The organism is Microcystis sp. M_OC_Ca_00000000_C217Col (genome assembly GCF_007095585.1).
In the GTDB taxonomy this organism is placed as follows: Bacteria; Cyanobacteriota; Cyanobacteriia; order Cyanobacteriales; family Microcystaceae; genus Microcystis; species Microcystis panniformis.
In genome coordinates this window covers 1-17,120 of record NZ_SFBV01000003.1, presented here as the reverse complement: position 1 = coordinate 17,120, position 17,120 = coordinate 1, and the positions used below count along the sequence as shown (strand labels likewise).

Sequence of the window (17,120 nt, the reverse complement as noted above, 5' to 3'; positions counted from 1 at the left end):
AGACCAGAACAGAGTAAATCTGTTAAGGCAGGTGCGAAAAATCCTTCGGGAAAGAAGCAGAAACCCAAATCGTGAGGTTTGGGAATCGCCGTCCGTTTTACGGCGGCGAGGATGTCAATACAGTCCCATTAAGATTCTCAGTCTGTCTTCAACCAATGCCAGGGTTTCTGAGGATACAGTTCCCCATCGCTTCTCAAGTCGTTCTACTGAGATTGATCTTACGTCCTCGCACTTGATAAAACTTGGCATTTTCACTCCTCCCTCTGGAGGTTCCACTTTTATGTGAAAAGGGATTCCTTTGTCTTTAGAAGTTACTGGCAAAACAACAACTAAGCCAGATGTACCCTGATTAAACAGGTCTGCTGAAATCACTAAACATGGACGCTTACCAGCCTGTTCATGCCCCCTTACTGGATTGAGGTCTGCTAGTCATATTTCTCCTCTGGTAATTTCTGCCACTACCCTTCTACTCCATCAGCGAGAGTTTGCTCCCATGTCTGCCTTTCAGAAATTTCCTCTTGCCATAAAGTCTCATTCTTCCTTAAGGCGGCGAAGGCTTCATTCGCTTGAACTAGAAAAACATATCTGCGATAATTTTCGATGGCTTTGTCTAATACTGTTGGGAGCGTATCCCCAGAGGAGTCAACGAGTGCTAACAGCGTTTTGTGAGCAGCCTCACTAATGCTAATTTTTAATTCAGGCATACTTTTCTCTCGTAGCTTGTGTAGGGCTATTGTAGCCAATTGTGTAAGGACTAACAACCTGGTTGGAACTGATTATTTATTCTCCCTTTTGCCTTTTTCCTCTCCTAATATGTAGCCTATACTCAACGGATTTAGTATTAGATAACACCTGTGAATAACGGAGTCGGAGAAGAATTTTTTTTGCCCAATGTTGAAACACTTTCAATTGATGGCGTTTGCTGGGTAAACGCAGTATATAGACAAATCGACGCATTATATCGGCTAATCTACCAGTAATATTAATGCCAAAACTGGAGACAAGGGCTGATTGTTTACCCAGGGTTAACATATCACCTAAATGGAGATAATAATAGGGTTTGAGCGATTTTTTTCTGATCACTGCCGAGATATTTTTGGCTACTACACTGGCTGCTTGATAGGCTGCCTGTGCTGTGGCAGGAATTACCTGTTTACTCGGATAAATTTCGGCTAGATCCCCAAGGGCAAAAACTTCGGGATAGTCGATTAATTGTAAACTGGAACGGGTTAATAATTTGCCTTGTGCTGTTTTCTGACAATCTAAATTATTGATCCAATCCTGTGCTTGGGTTCCTGCTGTCCACAATAATAAATCAATGGGGATAACTTCATTTGTATTATCTTTAAATACGGTTATGGAATTAGCTGCAACTTCCTTTAATCCTGTGTTTAAATAGAGACTAACATTCTTGGCTAAAAGGGAACGATAGGAAGCAACACGCACCGATTTAGGGAAGTTTTGCAGTATTTCCTCGTTCTTTTCCACTAGATGAACTTTGCCCTTTTTTCCTAAGCGATCAGCTACCTTACAGGCTAATTCTACCCCATTGGGACCGCCGCCAATAATTGCTAAATCAATTGAGGATTTTCCTTGAGTTTCTAAGTCATGAATTGCCGTTTGTAATTTTTCTACATCCTCTAAACTCCGAAAAGTTAGCCCATAATCGGCTAACCCCGGTATAGCCGGCCAACGATTCCGCACTCCCACCGCTAAAACGAGGTAATCGTAATCTAAAATTTCCTCATTTTCTAAATATACTTGATGATTGTTTAAGTCAATATTACGGGCTTTTTGAGTTTTTAAATTAACCTGAGTTCCTGTTAATAATTGACGGTAGGAAGGGGCAATTTCCCAGCGTTGCAATTCTCCTGTAATTAGTTCATAGAGAAGGGGAGTAAAGAGAAAATGGTCTTTCGGTTCGACTAAAGTTATTTGCCATTGACCGGATTTTACTGCTGTTAATCGACTCAGATCGAGCGCCGTGTATAACCCTCCAAAACCACCCCCCAGAATGCAAATCTTAGTTATTGGTTTATTCATGGATTTTTATTCTCAGTTGTGTTTAGGATGGGTTTCAGTTCCGAAACTAATTGTTCTGAACGAATAATTCTCGCCGGGGGTAAAAGATGATAGTGAGTATCAGCAAAAATGGTAGAATCGGTCTTAATATTCAAGTCTGTTGGGTCGTAAATTGTTGGCACAACCCGACTTAATTCTTCGGCAGATTTGCGAATATTAGCAAGAGTCTTACCATCATTTTTAGCATAAACCCAGGGCAAAGAAACCACTAAAGTCGCCCCTTTTGCTTCCAAATCTTTCTTGAGTTTTTCAATCAATTTAATCGAGTGAGGAGAAGCAGGAGTATCAAAGGTCATTTGCCACCATTTCCCTGTTCTTTCCTTAACTATAGTCGGATCTCCTCTGTCGGTAATCGGCTCGGAATAATAACCCGTCATTCTGCCTTTAGTGAATAAATCAACCGTGGATTTAGTGACTGCACGCATCCCCGGAATACCTAATAACCAAGTATCCTCGATCATGGTTTTTAAAGGTATCCCACCTAACCCTGGTTTGCCAATAGCGACGCTAAAAGGTGCGGATCCCCAAAGTCCTTCGCCGCGATTAAAACCGTCCTCATCCATGAGCATGAGATATTCAGGAATCAGCAGAATTACGTCTCCTTGGCGCGCTTTTTCGAGAATCATAGCGGCAATGACATTTAACCCGATATCCCCCTGTAAACCGAAGTTAACCACCGGCATTCCCAATTCTTTGGCCATTAATTCCGAATTTATGGTATAATGCGCCCCCGATCCTGCCGTGACGATTAAACGCCGCGGTCCTTCGATCCTAGCTGCGATCGCCGATTTTTCTTCGTACATCATCCGCAACCAGCTTAATTCGCCGCCGTAGATGACATTATAAACAAAGCCGAGGGACCAAGCGACTCCCAGAGAGGCTAACCAGGGGAAAATGTTAAAGGATTTAGTATTCATCAGAATTCAAAGTAAATAAAGTCACCGGTATTAGTGGAAGCTAGGAGAATAGTTAAACCTAGCAATATTTTAGACAGCCAAGGCGATAGTAATAGTTCATATTCAAACTTTTTCTGGGCAATAGCCAGATGTTCGAGGATTAAAACAATGATACCAAGAACTAAAGCGACGCTTAAAACTGCTCCTTGATTGAGAGTATAGGAACTAAAAATCTCCCCGATATTAGCTAAGGAATAATTGAAAGGATTGGCAATAACCAGCATTTTGCCGATTAATCTTCTGGTGTTAATCTCCATGAAAAAGAGACAACCAAAAATGACAGCCAATTGCGTTAAAGCCCAGGAGACAATTTGCGGCTGAGAAACGTATTTTCCGACGAAAGCATAGAAAGGTCGGCCTAGATAACGCAGTAATAATAATAATGCCCCGTGGTAAGCGCCCCAAAAGACGAAATTCCAAGCCGCCCCGTGCCAAAAACCTGAAAGAGTAAAGGTAATGAATAGATAAAAAGGCGCCCAATTTTTATTGGAACCCATCAGGGGTAAAAACACATAATCTCGAAACCAAGTGCTAAGGGTAATATGCCAACGTCGCCAAAATTCGTTAATACTTTGGGATGTGTAGGGAGCTAAAAAGTTTAATTCCAATCTAATGCCAACAAAATAGGCTAAACCAACAGCAATAAAGCTATAACCGCCGAAGTCAAAATAGATTCTCAGGGTGAATAAAAAGGCCTCAAACCAGATATACCAAGCATTATCGATCATCTTATCTAATTCGATGTAGGGCGCAATGTTATCGGCGAGGACAAATTTCATAAATAAACCGAGGGAAAGCCAACGCAAACCCTTCTCGAAGTTTTCTCCTGTAAATTTGAGGCGAAATCCCTCCATTTGTGGTAATAAATCCCGGCGACGCTCGATCGGACCTGCGACAATTTGGGGGAAAAAGGAGATAAAATTGACATAATCGAGGACGGCTAGGGGTTTCTTTTTCTTTTCCCGCAGGGAGTCCACCACGAAAGCTACCATCTGGAAGGTATAGAAGGATACCCCCGGCGGTATTTGGCTAGGCACGGGAATTGGGGAAAGTTCCTTCCAGTTAGGGGGGAGAGAAACGAATAATCCGATGATTTCCTCGACAAAAAAGCCGAAATACTTGAAGTAGGCGAGGACGAGAATATCGATGACGATAACGATAGTGGCCAGGAGATTCGCCTTCCAGCCGCTCATTTTCAGCACTAGCCAGACCATAATGTAGTTAAAGGCTAGGGAGACGACGAAAACGAGGAAACTGGTGCGACTGGCGTAATAAAATAGGATTAGGGACAGCGCCGCTAATCCGACTCCATCAAAAACACCTCGCCAGAGATTGAAGGACTTCGCCAGGTAGCGCGCCGTTAGGAAAGGAACGCTAAAAAGGATTAATATCCACCAAAATATAAAATCAGAGTAATTCAAGGCGTGTTAACTCCTGATGGTCTGTGTTACCTTGTTTGAGATGGGTTTCCTGACTTCTGATGCTCAGAGACGAGGGATTTTCTTGACAAGCCTATCAAACTTTGTCAGACTTGTCCATAAAATTACCTTCATCCATCCTAAAAAATCGAGGCTAGACAAGCAATGCTTTATCAAAAACTGTTAGATGCTCATAAACGCTATCGACAATTTAAGACTTATCCCCATATTGCCGATCAATATTGGTCTAGTCAGTTGGCAGAGCATAATATTAATCCTAATTATGTGGCATATGATGCTAAATCTGGTCAACTTTTTTACAAACCCTTAGGGATCAGTTTAAGCAAAAATAAGCAGGATTTCCTCTTGGGTAGTAAAGTTTGTAACAAAGCTGGCGCCTTAAAGGCTCTGGCTGATTGTAAATTTTATATCGATGGGCAACAGGAATTAATTATCGATATCGATGGAGTTAAGTTAATTATCGAGACGGGACAGGATTTAGATATCGCCCATGAAATTTTCCTTTTAGGTGTATATAATTTCCTCTATGACAAGCCCTGTGTAGCGATCAATATTGGCATGAATACGGGTTTTGCTAGTCTCTTTTTTGCCAATCGAGCTAATGTGAAAGCTGTCTATAGTTACGAACCTTTTAAGGCTACCTACGACCAAGCTTTAAGAAATTTTGCCCTCAATCCTAATCTAGCGGAGAAGATTAAAGCTTTTGATTATGGAGTCGGCGCTCGGGATGAGGCTCTTCTCGACTTTGTGTGATAATTTTTGCTTATGGAATCGTGAAATGCTTATCGGGCAACACTTTTAGGACTATTTTGTCGAAGAAACTATCAGTATAGACCTCGTTTCCACACAGAAACCAGAAGAGCCGGGATGAAATTATTCAAGTCGAATACGATTACAAGGTTAAAGGTAGTGTTGGTATTTCTGGTATTGACAACCAATTAAAACCTTTTGCCTCGAAACAAACAGCTACAGCCGATTTAATTCTTAAACCTTTCACCGATGTGTTTAAAGGTATTACCTCTGATTATCCCGACATCGATATAGTTGCCAAGATTGATTGTGAAGGTTCCGAATACGAAATCCTCGATTCTTTAGCGGCAACCGGTCAATTAGGACAGATTAAAATTATCATGATGGAATGGCATAAAAAGGGTCCCGATGCTTTAGTCAAACATCTGCAAGAATTCGGTTTTATCATCTTCTCCCGGATGCCTCGCAGTAAAAATGTGGGTACTTTGTACGCAATTAAACCCTAAAGTATAGGAGTGAGGTGATAGGGAAATGGGGAAATGGGGAAATGGGGAAATGGGGAAATGGGGAAATGGGGAAATGGGGAAATGGGGAAATGGGGAAATTTCCACTAATACCCCAAAACCCCAACACCTTCTAACTGATAACTGATAACTGATAACTGATAACTGATAACTGATAACTGATAACTGATTTACTGTGCTTGACAATAGGTATTAAAAGCTTCGCCAGTTTCTTTTTCTAATTGGCCGGCTTTTCTTACCTTTTCCTGTGCTAATTTTGCCCCGTTTTTATTGCGAGTTTCGATAACTTGAATTATTTCACGAGTGGCAGTGGCATAATCTTCATAGACTTGAGCGAAAGCGATTTTATATTTATCTAGTTCAGGATCCTTCACTGCTAATTTTTTCATATTTTCTGCGGCCTGTTCGATTTTATCGGCGGCTAATAGCCAACTTTTTTGGTCAATTTCTGTCCCTTGACCCTTGGTTAAGGATTTGGTTTCTTGGGCGACTTCGTTGGCAATCCGATAGATTTTTTGACATTGAAACTGTTTACTATCAGCACAACTTGCCAAAAAAGTCAAGCCTATAAATATTAAGATTATTTTGTTATTCATAGCATTGTATTTGAGATGATTCTAGGGAAGCTTATAGCGGTAAACTATCAGCCTCTAAGTAGGGAGGCACAATTATTTGTAGGATGGGTTAGGGGTAGCGTAACGTAATCGGGCGTTGGGTTTCATGCTTCAACCCAACCTACGTTCTATCGGCACCCCCCTTATCAAGGGGGGCAGGGGGGATCAAAGACAAAATCTATCTTCAATTTAATTGAAACCACTTACTTAGAATTGTTCAATCTTATAAGATTAAAGTTTAGCACTCGATCGCTGTTAATCGTGTCTTTTTTGATGCCAATTCCAAGCGTGTTCAACTATTACCTTGAGATCGGCATATTGGGGATGCCAACCGAGAACCTGTTTAGCTTTATCACTACTCCCGATTAAAATGGGGGCATCACCTGCCCTTCTGGGACTTTCGATGACGGGAATATCTAAACCAGTTACCGCTCGCGCCGTTTCAATCACTTCACGCACGGAAAAACCGTTACCATTGCCCAAATTAAACACATTACTTTCGCCCCCATTTAAGAGATATTCTAAGCCTAAAACGTGAGCTTGGGCTAAATCATTGACATGGATATAATCCCGAACAGCAGTACCATCGGGAGTATCATAATCCGTGCCGAAAATTGACAGGGAATCCCGTTTTTTCAGGGCAGTTAATAAAGCCAGGGGAATTAAATGGGTTTCTGGTTGGTGATCTTCCCCTAATAAACCACTGGGGTCGGCTCCTGAAGCATTAAAATAACGGAAAGCCACCGATTTTAAACCGTAGGCCGCATCAAAATCCCTAAGAATTTGTTCCACCATTTCCTTACTGGCAGCGTAGGGACTGAGGGGATGATGGGGGTGATTTTCCGTCATCGGAATTTCCTTGGGCATTCCATAAATAGCACAGGTGGAAGAAAAAACAAATTTCTTCACATCGGCGGCGATCATCGCTTGCAAAAGAGTCAGACTACCACTAACATTATTTTGATAGTAAATAGCCGGTTCTTGTACCGATTCCCCCACGGCAATAAAAGCGGCAAAGTGCATGACGGCGGCAATATCACGACTAGCAAATAAATTATCCAGCAGCGATCGATCCCTAGTATCACCGACAATTAACTCAACTTTTAACACATCCTTAATAATTTCGGCGTGACCGTAGGATAAGTTATCGAGTACGATGACGGAATAACCGGCATTTTTGAGCGCTAGAACTGCATGGGAACCAATATAACCCGCACCGCCAGTGACGAGAATGGTAGGTTTAACTTGAGACACGCGATCATACCTATTTGAGATTGACTTGTCTATAACTTTATACCCTAATTTTGCTTTTAAGTAAGTCGTTATAATTAAATTGAAGATAGATATTGTCTTGGATACCCCCTTAATCCCCCCTTGATAAGGGTAGTGCCGATCCCCCCTGCCCCCCTTGATAAGGGGGGTGTCTGACAATTTTTAACACCTACCTACTTATTTGACCATCATGTTAAGTCCCCTCGATCTATCTCTTTCCCTTGACAAAGAAACTTATCAATCACAAATTAAAGATTTAATGCAACAACTGCGATCGCTACAGAAGTCCTGTTGGGAATGTAAATTACCCGTGGTGGTGGTTTTGGAAGGTTGGGCGGCGGCAGGCAAGGGAACTTTAGTCAAAAAAATGGTTAACTATATGGATCCTCGCGGTTTTACCGTCCATCCAATTTTAACCCCTTCCCTCCAAGAGGAAAGTTACCCGTTTTTATGGCGATTTTGGCAAAAACTGCCAGCAAAAGGCAGTATCGGCATTTTTTATCACAGTTGGTACACCCATCTACTAGAGGATCGACTCTTAAATAAATTGCCCTCCTCCCAGATTCCCCTAGTCATGCGCGATATCAACACCTTTGAGCGACAATTATCTGATGATCGGGTCGCAATCGCTAAATTCTGGATTCACCTCAGTCAAAAGGAATTAAAGTCACGCATCAGAGAATACGCCGAAAATGAACTAGAATCTTGGCGCGTGCGTCCGGAAGATTGGCAACAGGCCAAACGTTATGATGAGTATGCCAGTTTAGCCGAGGAAATGATTACCTACACTAGCACGGGGGCCGCCCCTTGGACATTGGTGGAGGGCAACTGTCAACGTTGGGCCCGGGTAAAAGTTCTCTCCCAATTAGTCGGTACGATCGCTCAAGCTTTGGATCAGCGGCAATTACCGATCGAACCCCCTGTCAATCTACCACCTCAAGCCCAATTACTGCCCACGGAACCCGATTATCTGGGGAGAGTGGACTTAAGTGCCAAATTGGAAAAAGAAGACTATAAAATCCGTTTGCGTCAGGCACAGGTAGAATTAAGAAAACTGCAATTAGAGATTTTTCAGGCAAATATCCCCGTTTTAGTCCTCTTTGAAGGGTGGGATGCCGCCGGTAAGGGAGGGGCGATCAAACGCTTAACCGATACCCTCGATCCTCGCAGTTATCAAGTGATTGCCTTTGCTGCCCCGACGGAGGAAGAACATCGCTATCATTACCTCTGGCGCTTCTGGCGGAAATTGCCCGCAGCCAAAACTATCGGTATATTCGATCGCAGTTGGTATGGACGGGTTTTGGTGGAGAGAGTGGAAGGATTCGCTAAAGATATGGATTGGCGACGGGCATATCAAGAAATTAACGAATTTGAGGCCCAATTAACCCATTCAGGCTGTGTTTTAGTCAAATTCTGGTTACATATTAGCCCCGAAGAACAGTTAAATCGCTTCAACGAGCGCCAAAATAACCCCTATCGTCAACATAAACTCACCGATGAAGATTGGCGCAATCGGGAAAAACAGCCCCTCTACCATGTGGCAGTTAATCACATGGTAGCCCGCACTAGCACCCCCGTCGCCCCCTGGACGATTGTAGCGGCAAATGATAAGTATTTCGCCCGCGTTAAAGTCATAGAAACAGTAATTGCCGCTATTGAAACCGGTTTGAAACAACGGGGATAGGGGAGATAGGGGTATGGGGATTTTTTCGATTCAGTTGTACAATTTACCTTTGAGTAGGCACTAAACTAAACTGGTAACTTGAGGCAGATAATCACGGCCAAAAAATGCGTGCAAACGTTGACGCTCAGAAGTTAGAACGCCTAATGCAAATCTTAGGTAAAGAAGCTCAGGGTTCAGGCACTATCTACTTTACAGGTGGAGCGAGTGCCTTACTGGTGGGATGGCGGAATTCCACAGTCGATGTGGATATCCGTCTAGATCCAGAACCGCCGGGCATTTTTCAAGCGATCGCCAAGCTAAAAAAAGAATTGAACATCAACATTGAACTGGCATCTCCGCAGGATTTTCTGCCCCCTATTCCGGGATGGCGCGATCGAAGCGTATTCATTGGCAAACGAGGTCAAATCTCTTTCTATCACTATGATTTTACAGCCCAAGCTCTTTCTAAACTATCGAGAGGGTTTGACCGTGACTTGAAAGATATTGAAGCTATGTACGAACACAAATTATTCTCTTTGAATGAGCTAGGGGAATGCTTTGAAGCGATTGCACCGGAACTAATCCGATTCCCCTCCCTTAACCCTGATGTGCTGAGAAGCAGAGTCGAGAACTTTATTGAACGTTTTCAATGTCCACCAGAGGAGAAACAATCATGAATCTCAATGAGTTGCCAGGGGCCGAGATCATCTTACCCGGACTGAGGGATCTTCACAATGGTGAGTCCAATACCATTGGGGCGTTGCTAGTTGCGATCGCATCGACGCGCCTAACGGAAGTCGGTTTCGATATCCCCAAAAATCACCTAGCTGCAGAGCCAGAGCTAACCTTGTATGCCTATCTCCAAGAGGAACGGGATGATGCTTATTCTTACTATAATGCTTTGCTGAATCGCCTCAACAGCTTTTGCAATGCACTCGAACTCGGTTATAAAATATGATGACAATTTCCCCCAGTTTAATTTCTCCCGATCTCAGTTTGGCCGATATTCCCCTAGAGGAAACCCTCTCTTTAGGAGTGATGGCTTCTGGTAGTGGTTCCAATTTTGCTGTTTTAGCAGCAGCGATCGCCAAAAAACAGCTAAATGCCCGGATTTCTGTCCTCATCTACAATAATCCCGATGCCAAGGTAAAAGAAAAAGCCGCTCACTACAATATCCCCGCGGTTTTCCTCGATCATCGTCAATTTAAACCCAGAGAAGAACTCGATCGGGCAATAGTCGAAACTTTCCAAGAATACGGCGTAAAATGGGTAATTATGGCGGGCTGGATGCGAATTGTCACCCCGGTTTTACTAGATGCTTTTCCCGATCGCGTGATCAATATCCATCCTAGTTTACTACCCAGTTTTAAAGGTGTGCGTGCCGTGGAACAAGCTTTAGCCGCAGGGGTAAAAGTGACCGGATGTACTGTGCATATCGCTCGCGCGGAGGTAGATAGTGGACCAATTTTAATGCAAGCAGTGGTTCCCATTCTCCCCGATGATACCGCGGCCAGTCTCCACGAACGCATTCAAGTGCAAGAACATCGCATTTTCCCAGTAGCGATCGCTTTAGCGGCGAAATTGAGCCTATAGAGACAGATTTCTGGACTTCCTTGGCGAGAATACCGGCAAAAAAACGAAAATTCAAAGCAAATCGTTAAATATCACTCCTTCGTAAATTTCCTGAAAACTGAGATCGAAATTGACAGAAGTTAAAGATAAACTGGCATTTTCGCCCTCGTATTCCGTTAATAACCATTTATTTTCTTCAGTTTTGTTATACTGCATGATATAGGGACGACTTTGACTAATGAGAATATATTCTTGCAATTCCGGCAGCGAACGATAATAAAGAAATTTATCACCCTGGTCATAATTTTGAGTCGATTTTGAGAGGACTTCTACTATTAATCTGGGATTGGTAACAGTTGTCCTACCAGTTTCATAATAAATCGGTTCACCCTCAATTAACATCACATCGGGATAGGTTGCTTGACGATATTGCGCTATCCATACTTTAACGTCACCGATAAATATTTTATAGTGAGACTGGGGTAACTTTAGGCGTAAATAAAAGTAAAAATTACCTGCAATTTTATTATGATCGGTAGTGCCTCCTGTCATCGGTACGATTTCCCCGTCTTGATACTCATTTTTATAGGCTGCCGTTTCCTCTAGTTCTAAATATTCGGCAAAGCTATAGGTACTTTTATCTGTGGCTATGGTCATAATTGATTGATTCTTTGGTTAACTTAAGCTGATTAAAACAACTGGTTTAATCATTGATTATATTAAAAGTAACTCCTTCGTAAATTTCCTGAAAACTGAGATCGAAATTGACAGAAGTTAAAGATAAACTGGTATTTTCGCCCTCGTATTCCGTTAATAACCATTTATTTTCCTCAGTTTTGTTATACTGCATGACATAGGGACGACTTTGACTGATCAGAATATATTCTTGAAATTCCGGCAGCGAACGATAATAGAGAAATTTGTCGCCCTGGTCATAATTTTGAGTTGATTTTGAGAGGACTTCTACTATTAATCTGGGATTGGTAACAGTTGTCTTGCCAGTTTCATAATAAATCGGTTCACCCTCAATTAGCATCACATCGGGATAGGTTGCTTGACGATATTGCGCTATCCATAATTTCACATCACCGATAAAAATATTATATTTCTGTCCTTTGAGGGCAAATTTTAAATAAGCGGCAAAATTGAGAGCAATTTTATTATGATCGGTAGTGCCTCCTGTCATCGGTACGATTTCCCCGTCTTGATACTCATGTTTATAGGCTGCCGTTTCCTCTAGTTGTAAATATTCGGCAAAGCTATAGGTACTTTTATCTGTGGCTATGGTCATAATTTAAGTAGCTGGTTATAATTAAATTAAAAATGGATTTTAGGTTCGATCCCCTCTGTCCCCCTTAATAAGGGGGGTGCCGATCTCCCCCTTATTAAGTAGGGTTGATTCATGAATCAACCCTACCCTTAATAGGGGGGCATCTGAAAGTTTTTAATACCTACCCACTTATTGATTAGCTCTCTCAATTGATTATAGCAATTATTATACTGGTGAGATACAAAAAAGTTACCAGAAATTAGCTATATTTACCCCAGCAAAAGATAACAGCTATCTTAATAAGACTCTTGAAAATTTTTAGCCAGCAACTAAACCAGAATTTGATCTCTCCCAAATGTGGGACAATTGACAAAGAACTAAGAATTGTAGAATCTCCCCATCATGACCTCGGAACTATCGAAGCAATACGATCCCAAGATCACAGAAACCAAATGGCAGCAATATTGGGAAAATCAAGAAATATTTACAGCAAACCCCGAAAAAGGCGGCGAAACCTACTGTATAGTCATCCCCCCTCCCAATGTTACCGGTAGTCTCCACATGGGTCACGCTTTCGAGAGTTCCTTAATTGATACACTTGTTCGCTACAAGCGCATGACCGGCAAAAATACCCTCTGGCTGCCCGGGACAGATCACGCTAGTATTGCAGTACAAGCTATACTCGATCGCCAATTAAAAGCCGAAAAAACCGACCGTTATCAACTAGGAAGGGAAAAATTCCTCGAACGCGCTTGGCAATGGAAAGAAGAGTCCGGTAGTACCATTGTTAATCAACTGCGACGCTTGGGGGTATCCGTGGATTGGACGCGGGAACGTTTCACCATGGACGAGGGACTTTCCCATGCTGTCCGTACTGCTTTTATCAAACTCTATGAGGACGGATTAATCTATCGCGGTCAATACTTAGTTAACTGGTGTCCCGAATCCCGGTCGGCCGTTTCCGATTTAGAGGTGGAAAACAAGGATATTGAGGGAAATCTCTGGTATTTTCGCTATCCTCTTAGCGATGGTAGCGGTTATCTTCAAGTAGCCACCACAAGGCCCGAAACCATGCTCGGTGATACTGGTGTAGCTGTCAACCCGCAAGACCCCCGTTATCGCCATTTAATCGGCAAAACCGTCACTTTACCGATAATGGGGCGAGAAATCCCCATTATTGCCGATGAATTAGTGGATCCCGAATTTGGAACCGGTTGCGTCAAAGTTACGCCGGCCCACGATCCTAAGGATTTTGAGATGGGTAAACGCCATAATTTAGCCTTTATTAATATCATGAATTTAGACGGCAGTTTAAACGAAAATGCCGGAATATTCGCAGGTCAAGATCGTTTTGTTGCCCGCAAAAATGTCGTTAAAAAACTCGATGAAGACGGTTTTTTAGTTAAGATTGAAGCCTATCGCCATAGCGTCCCCTATAGTGATCGAGGTAAAGTTCCCGTGGAACCCCTTTTATCTACCCAATGGTTCGTTAAAATTGAACCTTTAGCCACAAAAGCTTTAGCCTGTTTAGATCAGGAAAACTCGCCCCGTTTTGTGCCAGAAAGATGGACAAAAGTTTATCGCGATTGGTTAGTTAAACTAAAAGATTGGTGTATTTCTCGACAACTGTGGTGGGGTCATCAAATTCCCGCTTGGTATGTTATCAGTGAAACTAATAACGAAATTACTAACCATACTCCCTTCGTTGTTGCCTGGGATGAAACCTCCGCTTTAGCCAAGGCCAAACAGGAGTATGGAGAGGATATAATTATTCAACAAGACCCCGATGTTTTAGATACTTGGTTTTCCTCGGGATTGTGGCCATTTTCGACTATGGGATGGCCAGAAAAAACCCTTGATCTAGACACCTATTATCCCACCACAACCCTCGTCACCGGTTTTGATATTATCTTTTTCTGGGTGGCCAGAATGACGATGATGGCGGGCTATTTTACGGGACAAATGCCCTTTAAAGATGTCTATATTCACGGTTTAGTTAGGGATGAAAACGGCAAAAAGATGTCTAAATCTGCCAATAACGGCATCGATCCCCTAATTTTAATTGATAAATATGGAACCGATGCTTTACGATATACCTTAATTCGAGAAGTGGCAGGAGCAGGACAGGATATCAGTCTGCAATATAACCGTAAAACCGATGAATCGGAATCCGTAGAAGCGGCCCGAAATTTTGCCAATAAAATTTGGAATGCTTCCCGTTTTGTGATGATGAATCTGGAGGGAAAAACCCCAGAAGAATTGGGAGAACCAGTTTTAGAAAATTTAGAATTAGCCGATTGCTGGATTTTATCTCGTTATCATCAAACAGTGCAAAAAACTAGAGATTATCTAGAAAATTATGGCATGGGGGAAGCGGCAAAAGGTCTATACGAATTTATCTGGCGCGATTTCTGTGATTGGTATATCGAGTTAGTGAAAACTCGTTTATGGAAGGATAAAGAATCGGTTTCCTGTGCCACGGCCCGGCAAACTTTGGCTTTTATCTTGGCAGGAACATTAAAACTATTACATCCCTTTATGCCCCATATTACCGAAGAAATTTGGCATCATTTAACCCAAGAAAATCAGCAGGTTTTGGCTTTAGAAACCTATCCAATAGCTGATAGTTCTCTGATCGATCTAGACTTAGAAAATACTTTTGAGTTATTAATTGAAAGTATTCGGGTGTTGCGTAATTTGCGGGCCGAAGCGGGGATTAAACCGGGGGCAACGATCACGGCAATTTTACAGACAGAAAACAGTCAAGAATTAGCTATTCTGCAACGCGGACAAGTGTACTTAAAAGACTTGGCCAAGATCGAAAACTTAATTTTGACGGCAAAATTAACCGAGGAAGTTAATCAAGCGATTGCCGATGTTGTCGCTACGGTAGAAATCCTCATCCCCCTGTCTGGATTGGTTGATATATCGATATTGGCTGGGAAATTAGAGAAGAATTTAGGTAAAGTAGAAGGAGAAATCAAGAGTTTGAGCGATCGCTTGAATAAACCTAGCTTTGTCGAAAAAGCTCCAGAAGCTTTAATCCAAAAAACGAAGCAAGCTTTAGCAGAGTCCGAAAAACAAGCCCAAATTCTCCAAGAACGATTAAAACGCCTGCATTAACGGAGGCAGTGGTTATTTTGGGGATTTTCCGAAAAATAGGGCAGTTTTCAGGCTACCCTAACCGGAAAATTAATCCCCAAAATGGGAGATGATTGCATCGGCAAATTCGGAACATTTCAGGGGAGGATTAACGGGAGGTTCCATCAGACGCGCTAAATCGTAGGTAACTTGTCGATTAGCGATCGCCGCTGCGATGCCTTTTTTAATCAAATCGGCCGCTTCTTGCCATCCCATGTATTCCAACATCATCACCCCAGAAAGAATCACCGAACCGGGGTTAATTCGGTCTAAACCGGCGTGTTTAGGGGCTGTGCCGTGGGTTGCCTCAAAAATAGCGCAAGTATCGCCAATATTCGCCCCGGGTCCCATCCCTAAACCACCGACGATCGCCGCTGCCGCATCGGAGAGATAATCACCATTTAGGTTCATGGTAGCGAGGATCGAGTATTCATCGGGACGGGTTTGGATCTGTTGGAAGATACTATCGGCAATGCGATCGTTAACCATAATTTTATCTTTCCATTGGCCATTGCCGTGGGTTTCCCAGATAGCATCGAGAACACTGGTCACTTCTTGGCAGATTTTTGCTTTTTTCTCGTCCGTGAGAGCATCATAACCCGGTTCCACCATGCGGGCGTTATCTTCGATGGTCAGATCGGGGTTTTTCTCCTTATTACTCAGGATCCATGATTCCATCTCGGTGACGCACACATCCCGGAATTCACTTTTAGCTAATTCGTAACCCCAATCCCGGAAGGCCCCTTCCGTATATTTCATAATGTTACCCTTGTGGACGAGAGTAACCTGATTTTTCGGTTTCGGTAAAGTCAGCGCTCGTTCGATCGCCCGGCGGACTAATCTTTGGGAACCCGTCTTACTAATAGGTTTGATCCCGATACCCGCATCGAGGGGAATTTGTTTGTTACCGTGTTCGGGAGTGGCGGGAATTAGTTCGGTGTTGAGATAATTAATCAGTTTATCGGCGATTTCCGTGCCTTGTTTCCATTCGATGCCGAGATAGATATCCTCGGTATTTTCCCGATAGACGATGACATCGAGTTTTTCCGGGGTTTTATGGGGGGAAGGGGTTCCCGCATAGTAACGACAGGGACGAACACAGGCATAAAGGTCAAAAATCTGCCGCAAAGCCACATTCAGGGAACGAATGCCGCCACCGATGGGAGTGGTCAAGGGACCCTTGATGGCTATACCATATTCTTTGATCGCTGTCAAGGTATCTTGGGGTAGATATTGATAAGTCCCGTAGATTTCACAAGCTTCATCGCCAGCATAGACTTTAAACCAATGGATTTTCCTTTGACCAGCGTAGGCTGTGGCGATCGCTGCATCGATAACTTTTGCGGTTGCGGGCCAGATATCGACCCCCGTACCGTCACCACGAATGAAGGGAATGATGGGATCGTCGGGAACTAGAGGTTTTCCGTCAGAAAAAGTAATTGTCGAGCCTGTTGTCGGTGGGGTGATTTTTTCGTAGCTCACAGTCATGGGCTTCCAGAAACAGTATTTATCTATACGTTGGGAGTCTAGCGCCGTCAATATCTATACTCAGGGATTTTGGGTAATTTCTTAAAGATTCCTTTGCTGGCATCTCCGTCAAAACAACCTAGAGGAAAAGCCTGAAACCGAGACAGAGAGTAGGGTTAAGCCTAGAGCCGCCCGCCCGACGGTCAAATGTGTAGATACTTAGGGTTTACTGAAAAAGCTTTTCCTGGGGTCAGGGTGTGGGGTGTGGTGCGATTCGTTGGCTAGAAACTAGACAGTAAGACGTTTAGAGGATTAGCCGCTTGGTAAATGTAGTACCTTGATAACTTTATAACCATACAGGTGCGGGTTA

At 42.9% G+C, this 17,120-nt stretch carries 17 protein-coding genes; 7 read left to right on the top strand and 10 right to left on the bottom strand.

The window, feature by feature from the left end:
- Positions 1 to 114 precede the first annotated feature (114 nt).
- The 5 genes from EWV66_RS00205 to EWV66_RS00185 all read right to left on the bottom strand — a co-directional run bounded on the left by EWV66_RS00205 (position 115) and on the right by EWV66_RS00185 (position 4,459).
- Positions 115 to 372, bottom strand: coding sequence for a type II toxin-antitoxin system PemK/MazF family toxin (locus tag EWV66_RS00205; protein WP_284526059.1), 258 nt, complete (start codon positions 370 to 372; stop codon positions 115 to 117).
- An 86-nt stretch (positions 373 to 458) separates the two neighbouring features.
- On the bottom strand, positions 459 to 704 hold the full coding sequence (locus EWV66_RS00200) for a hypothetical protein (protein WP_002739747.1): 246 nt from the start codon (positions 702 to 704) through the stop codon (positions 459 to 461).
- 76 nt (positions 705 to 780) lie between these two features.
- Entirely contained in the window at positions 781 to 2,043 is a 1,263-nt protein-coding gene (locus EWV66_RS00195; protein ID WP_287107558.1) for an NAD(P)/FAD-dependent oxidoreductase, read from the bottom strand.
- Positions 2,040 to 2,999 (bottom strand): hypothetical protein, encoded by a 960-nt coding sequence (locus EWV66_RS00190; protein WP_287107557.1) that lies wholly within the window; start codon positions 2,997 to 2,999, stop codon positions 2,040 to 2,042. The genes EWV66_RS00195 and EWV66_RS00190 overlap by 4 nt, the downstream gene beginning before the upstream one ends.
- Positions 2,999 to 4,459, bottom strand: a complete 1,461-nt coding sequence (locus EWV66_RS00185) for an MBOAT family O-acyltransferase (protein ID WP_185237968.1) — start codon at positions 4,457 to 4,459, stop codon at positions 2,999 to 3,001. The genes EWV66_RS00190 and EWV66_RS00185 overlap by 1 nt, the downstream gene beginning before the upstream one ends.
- Positions 4,460 to 4,621: 162 nt before the next feature.
- On the opposite strand from EWV66_RS00185, the gene EWV66_RS00180 reads away from it, so the two are divergent.
- Complete coding sequence (locus tag EWV66_RS00180; RefSeq protein WP_287107556.1) at positions 4,622 to 5,230, top strand: class I SAM-dependent methyltransferase; 609 nt, start codon at positions 4,622 to 4,624, stop codon at positions 5,228 to 5,230.
- A 248-nt stretch (positions 5,231 to 5,478) separates the two neighbouring features.
- Positions 5,479 to 5,733, top strand: a complete 255-nt coding sequence (locus EWV66_RS00175; RefSeq protein WP_502705660.1) for an FkbM family methyltransferase — start codon at positions 5,479 to 5,481, stop codon at positions 5,731 to 5,733.
- A gap of 188 nt (positions 5,734 to 5,921) precedes the next feature.
- Here EWV66_RS00175 and EWV66_RS00170 read toward each other — a convergent pair whose 3' ends face one another.
- Positions 5,922 to 6,347 (bottom strand): hypothetical protein, encoded by a 426-nt coding sequence (locus EWV66_RS00170; RefSeq protein ID WP_043999872.1) that lies wholly within the window; start codon positions 6,345 to 6,347, stop codon positions 5,922 to 5,924.
- Between the two features lie 273 nt (positions 6,348 to 6,620).
- Entirely contained in the window at positions 6,621 to 7,619 is a 999-nt protein-coding gene (galE, locus tag EWV66_RS00165) for a UDP-glucose 4-epimerase GalE (RefSeq protein WP_052276271.1), read from the bottom strand.
- 208 nt (positions 7,620 to 7,827) lie between these two features.
- Between galE and pap the strand changes: the two genes are divergently transcribed.
- The 4 genes from pap to purN all read left to right on the top strand — a co-directional run bounded on the left by pap (position 7,828) and on the right by purN (position 10,893).
- Positions 7,828 to 9,321, top strand: a complete 1,494-nt coding sequence (pap, locus tag EWV66_RS00160; protein WP_052276272.1) for a polyphosphate:AMP phosphotransferase — start codon at positions 7,828 to 7,830, stop codon at positions 9,319 to 9,321.
- Positions 9,322 to 9,425: 104 nt separating this feature from the next.
- Positions 9,426 to 9,977, top strand: coding sequence for a DUF6036 family nucleotidyltransferase (locus EWV66_RS00155; protein WP_002758648.1), 552 nt, complete (start codon positions 9,426 to 9,428; stop codon positions 9,975 to 9,977).
- Positions 9,974 to 10,258 carry a hypothetical protein gene (locus tag EWV66_RS00150; protein WP_052276273.1) on the top strand — a complete coding sequence of 95 codons (285 nt, stop codon included), beginning with the start codon at positions 9,974 to 9,976 and terminating at the stop codon, positions 10,256 to 10,258. Before EWV66_RS00155 ends, EWV66_RS00150 begins: the two co-directional genes overlap by 4 nt.
- Positions 10,255 to 10,893 carry a phosphoribosylglycinamide formyltransferase gene (gene purN, locus EWV66_RS00145; protein WP_052276274.1) on the top strand — a complete coding sequence of 213 codons (639 nt, stop codon included), beginning with the start codon at positions 10,255 to 10,257 and terminating at the stop codon, positions 10,891 to 10,893. The genes EWV66_RS00150 and purN overlap by 4 nt, the downstream gene beginning before the upstream one ends.
- Before the next feature lie 51 nt (positions 10,894 to 10,944).
- Here the strand turns inward: purN and EWV66_RS00140 are convergent, their stop codons facing one another.
- The gene (locus EWV66_RS00140) at positions 10,945 to 11,529 is read right to left on the bottom strand and encodes a Uma2 family endonuclease (RefSeq protein WP_052276275.1); all 585 of its coding nucleotides are present in this window, start codon (positions 11,527 to 11,529) and stop codon (positions 10,945 to 10,947) included.
- Positions 11,530 to 11,575: 46 nt separating this feature from the next.
- The gene (locus tag EWV66_RS00135) at positions 11,576 to 12,163 is read right to left on the bottom strand and encodes a Uma2 family endonuclease (protein ID WP_052276276.1); all 588 of its coding nucleotides are present in this window, start codon (positions 12,161 to 12,163) and stop codon (positions 11,576 to 11,578) included.
- 381 nt (positions 12,164 to 12,544) lie between these two features.
- Here EWV66_RS00135 and EWV66_RS00130 point away from each other — a divergent pair, with 381 nt between their 5' ends.
- Positions 12,545 to 15,265: a valine--tRNA ligase gene (locus tag EWV66_RS00130; RefSeq protein WP_052276277.1), complete on the top strand. Its 2,721-nt coding sequence runs from the start codon at positions 12,545 to 12,547 to the stop codon at positions 15,263 to 15,265.
- A gap of 69 nt (positions 15,266 to 15,334) precedes the next feature.
- Here the strand turns inward: EWV66_RS00130 and EWV66_RS00125 are convergent, their stop codons facing one another.
- A complete protein-coding gene (locus EWV66_RS00125; protein ID WP_052276278.1) occupies positions 15,335 to 16,771 on the bottom strand; it encodes an NADP-dependent isocitrate dehydrogenase in 1,437 nt (478 codons plus the stop codon).
- Between the last annotated feature and the right edge of the window lie 349 nt (positions 16,772 to 17,120).

What these genes read in the sequence shown, in the direction of transcription:
- EWV66_RS00200 (WP_002739747.1), bottom strand. Translation starts at nt 704, where the DNA reads ATGCCTGAATTAAAAATTAGCATTAGTGAGGCTGCTCACAAAACGCTG.
- EWV66_RS00195 (WP_287107558.1), bottom strand. Translation starts at nt 2,043, where the DNA reads ATGAATAAACCAATAACTAAGATTTGCATTCTGGGGGGTGGTTTTGGA.
- EWV66_RS00190 (WP_287107557.1), bottom strand. Translation starts at nt 2,999, where the DNA reads ATGAATACTAAATCCTTTAACATTTTCCCCTGGTTAGCCTCTCTGGGA.
- EWV66_RS00180 (WP_287107556.1), top strand. Translation starts at nt 4,622, where the DNA reads ATGCTTTATCAAAAACTGTTAGATGCTCATAAACGCTATCGACAATTT.
- EWV66_RS00170 (WP_043999872.1), bottom strand. Translation starts at nt 6,347, where the DNA reads ATGAATAACAAAATAATCTTAATATTTATAGGCTTGACTTTTTTGGCA.
- pap (WP_052276272.1), top strand. Translation starts at nt 7,828, where the DNA reads ATGTTAAGTCCCCTCGATCTATCTCTTTCCCTTGACAAAGAAACTTAT.
- EWV66_RS00155 (WP_002758648.1), top strand. Translation starts at nt 9,426, where the DNA reads ATGCGTGCAAACGTTGACGCTCAGAAGTTAGAACGCCTAATGCAAATC.
- EWV66_RS00150 (WP_052276273.1), top strand. Translation starts at nt 9,974, where the DNA reads ATGAATCTCAATGAGTTGCCAGGGGCCGAGATCATCTTACCCGGACTG.
- purN (WP_052276274.1), top strand. Translation starts at nt 10,255, where the DNA reads ATGATGACAATTTCCCCCAGTTTAATTTCTCCCGATCTCAGTTTGGCC.
- EWV66_RS00140 (WP_052276275.1), bottom strand. Translation starts at nt 11,529, where the DNA reads ATGACCATAGCCACAGATAAAAGTACCTATAGCTTTGCCGAATATTTA.
- EWV66_RS00135 (WP_052276276.1), bottom strand. Translation starts at nt 12,163, where the DNA reads ATGACCATAGCCACAGATAAAAGTACCTATAGCTTTGCCGAATATTTA.
- EWV66_RS00130 (WP_052276277.1), top strand. Translation starts at nt 12,545, where the DNA reads ATGACCTCGGAACTATCGAAGCAATACGATCCCAAGATCACAGAAACC.
- EWV66_RS00125 (WP_052276278.1), bottom strand. Translation starts at nt 16,771, where the DNA reads ATGACTGTGAGCTACGAAAAAATCACCCCACCGACAACAGGCTCGACA.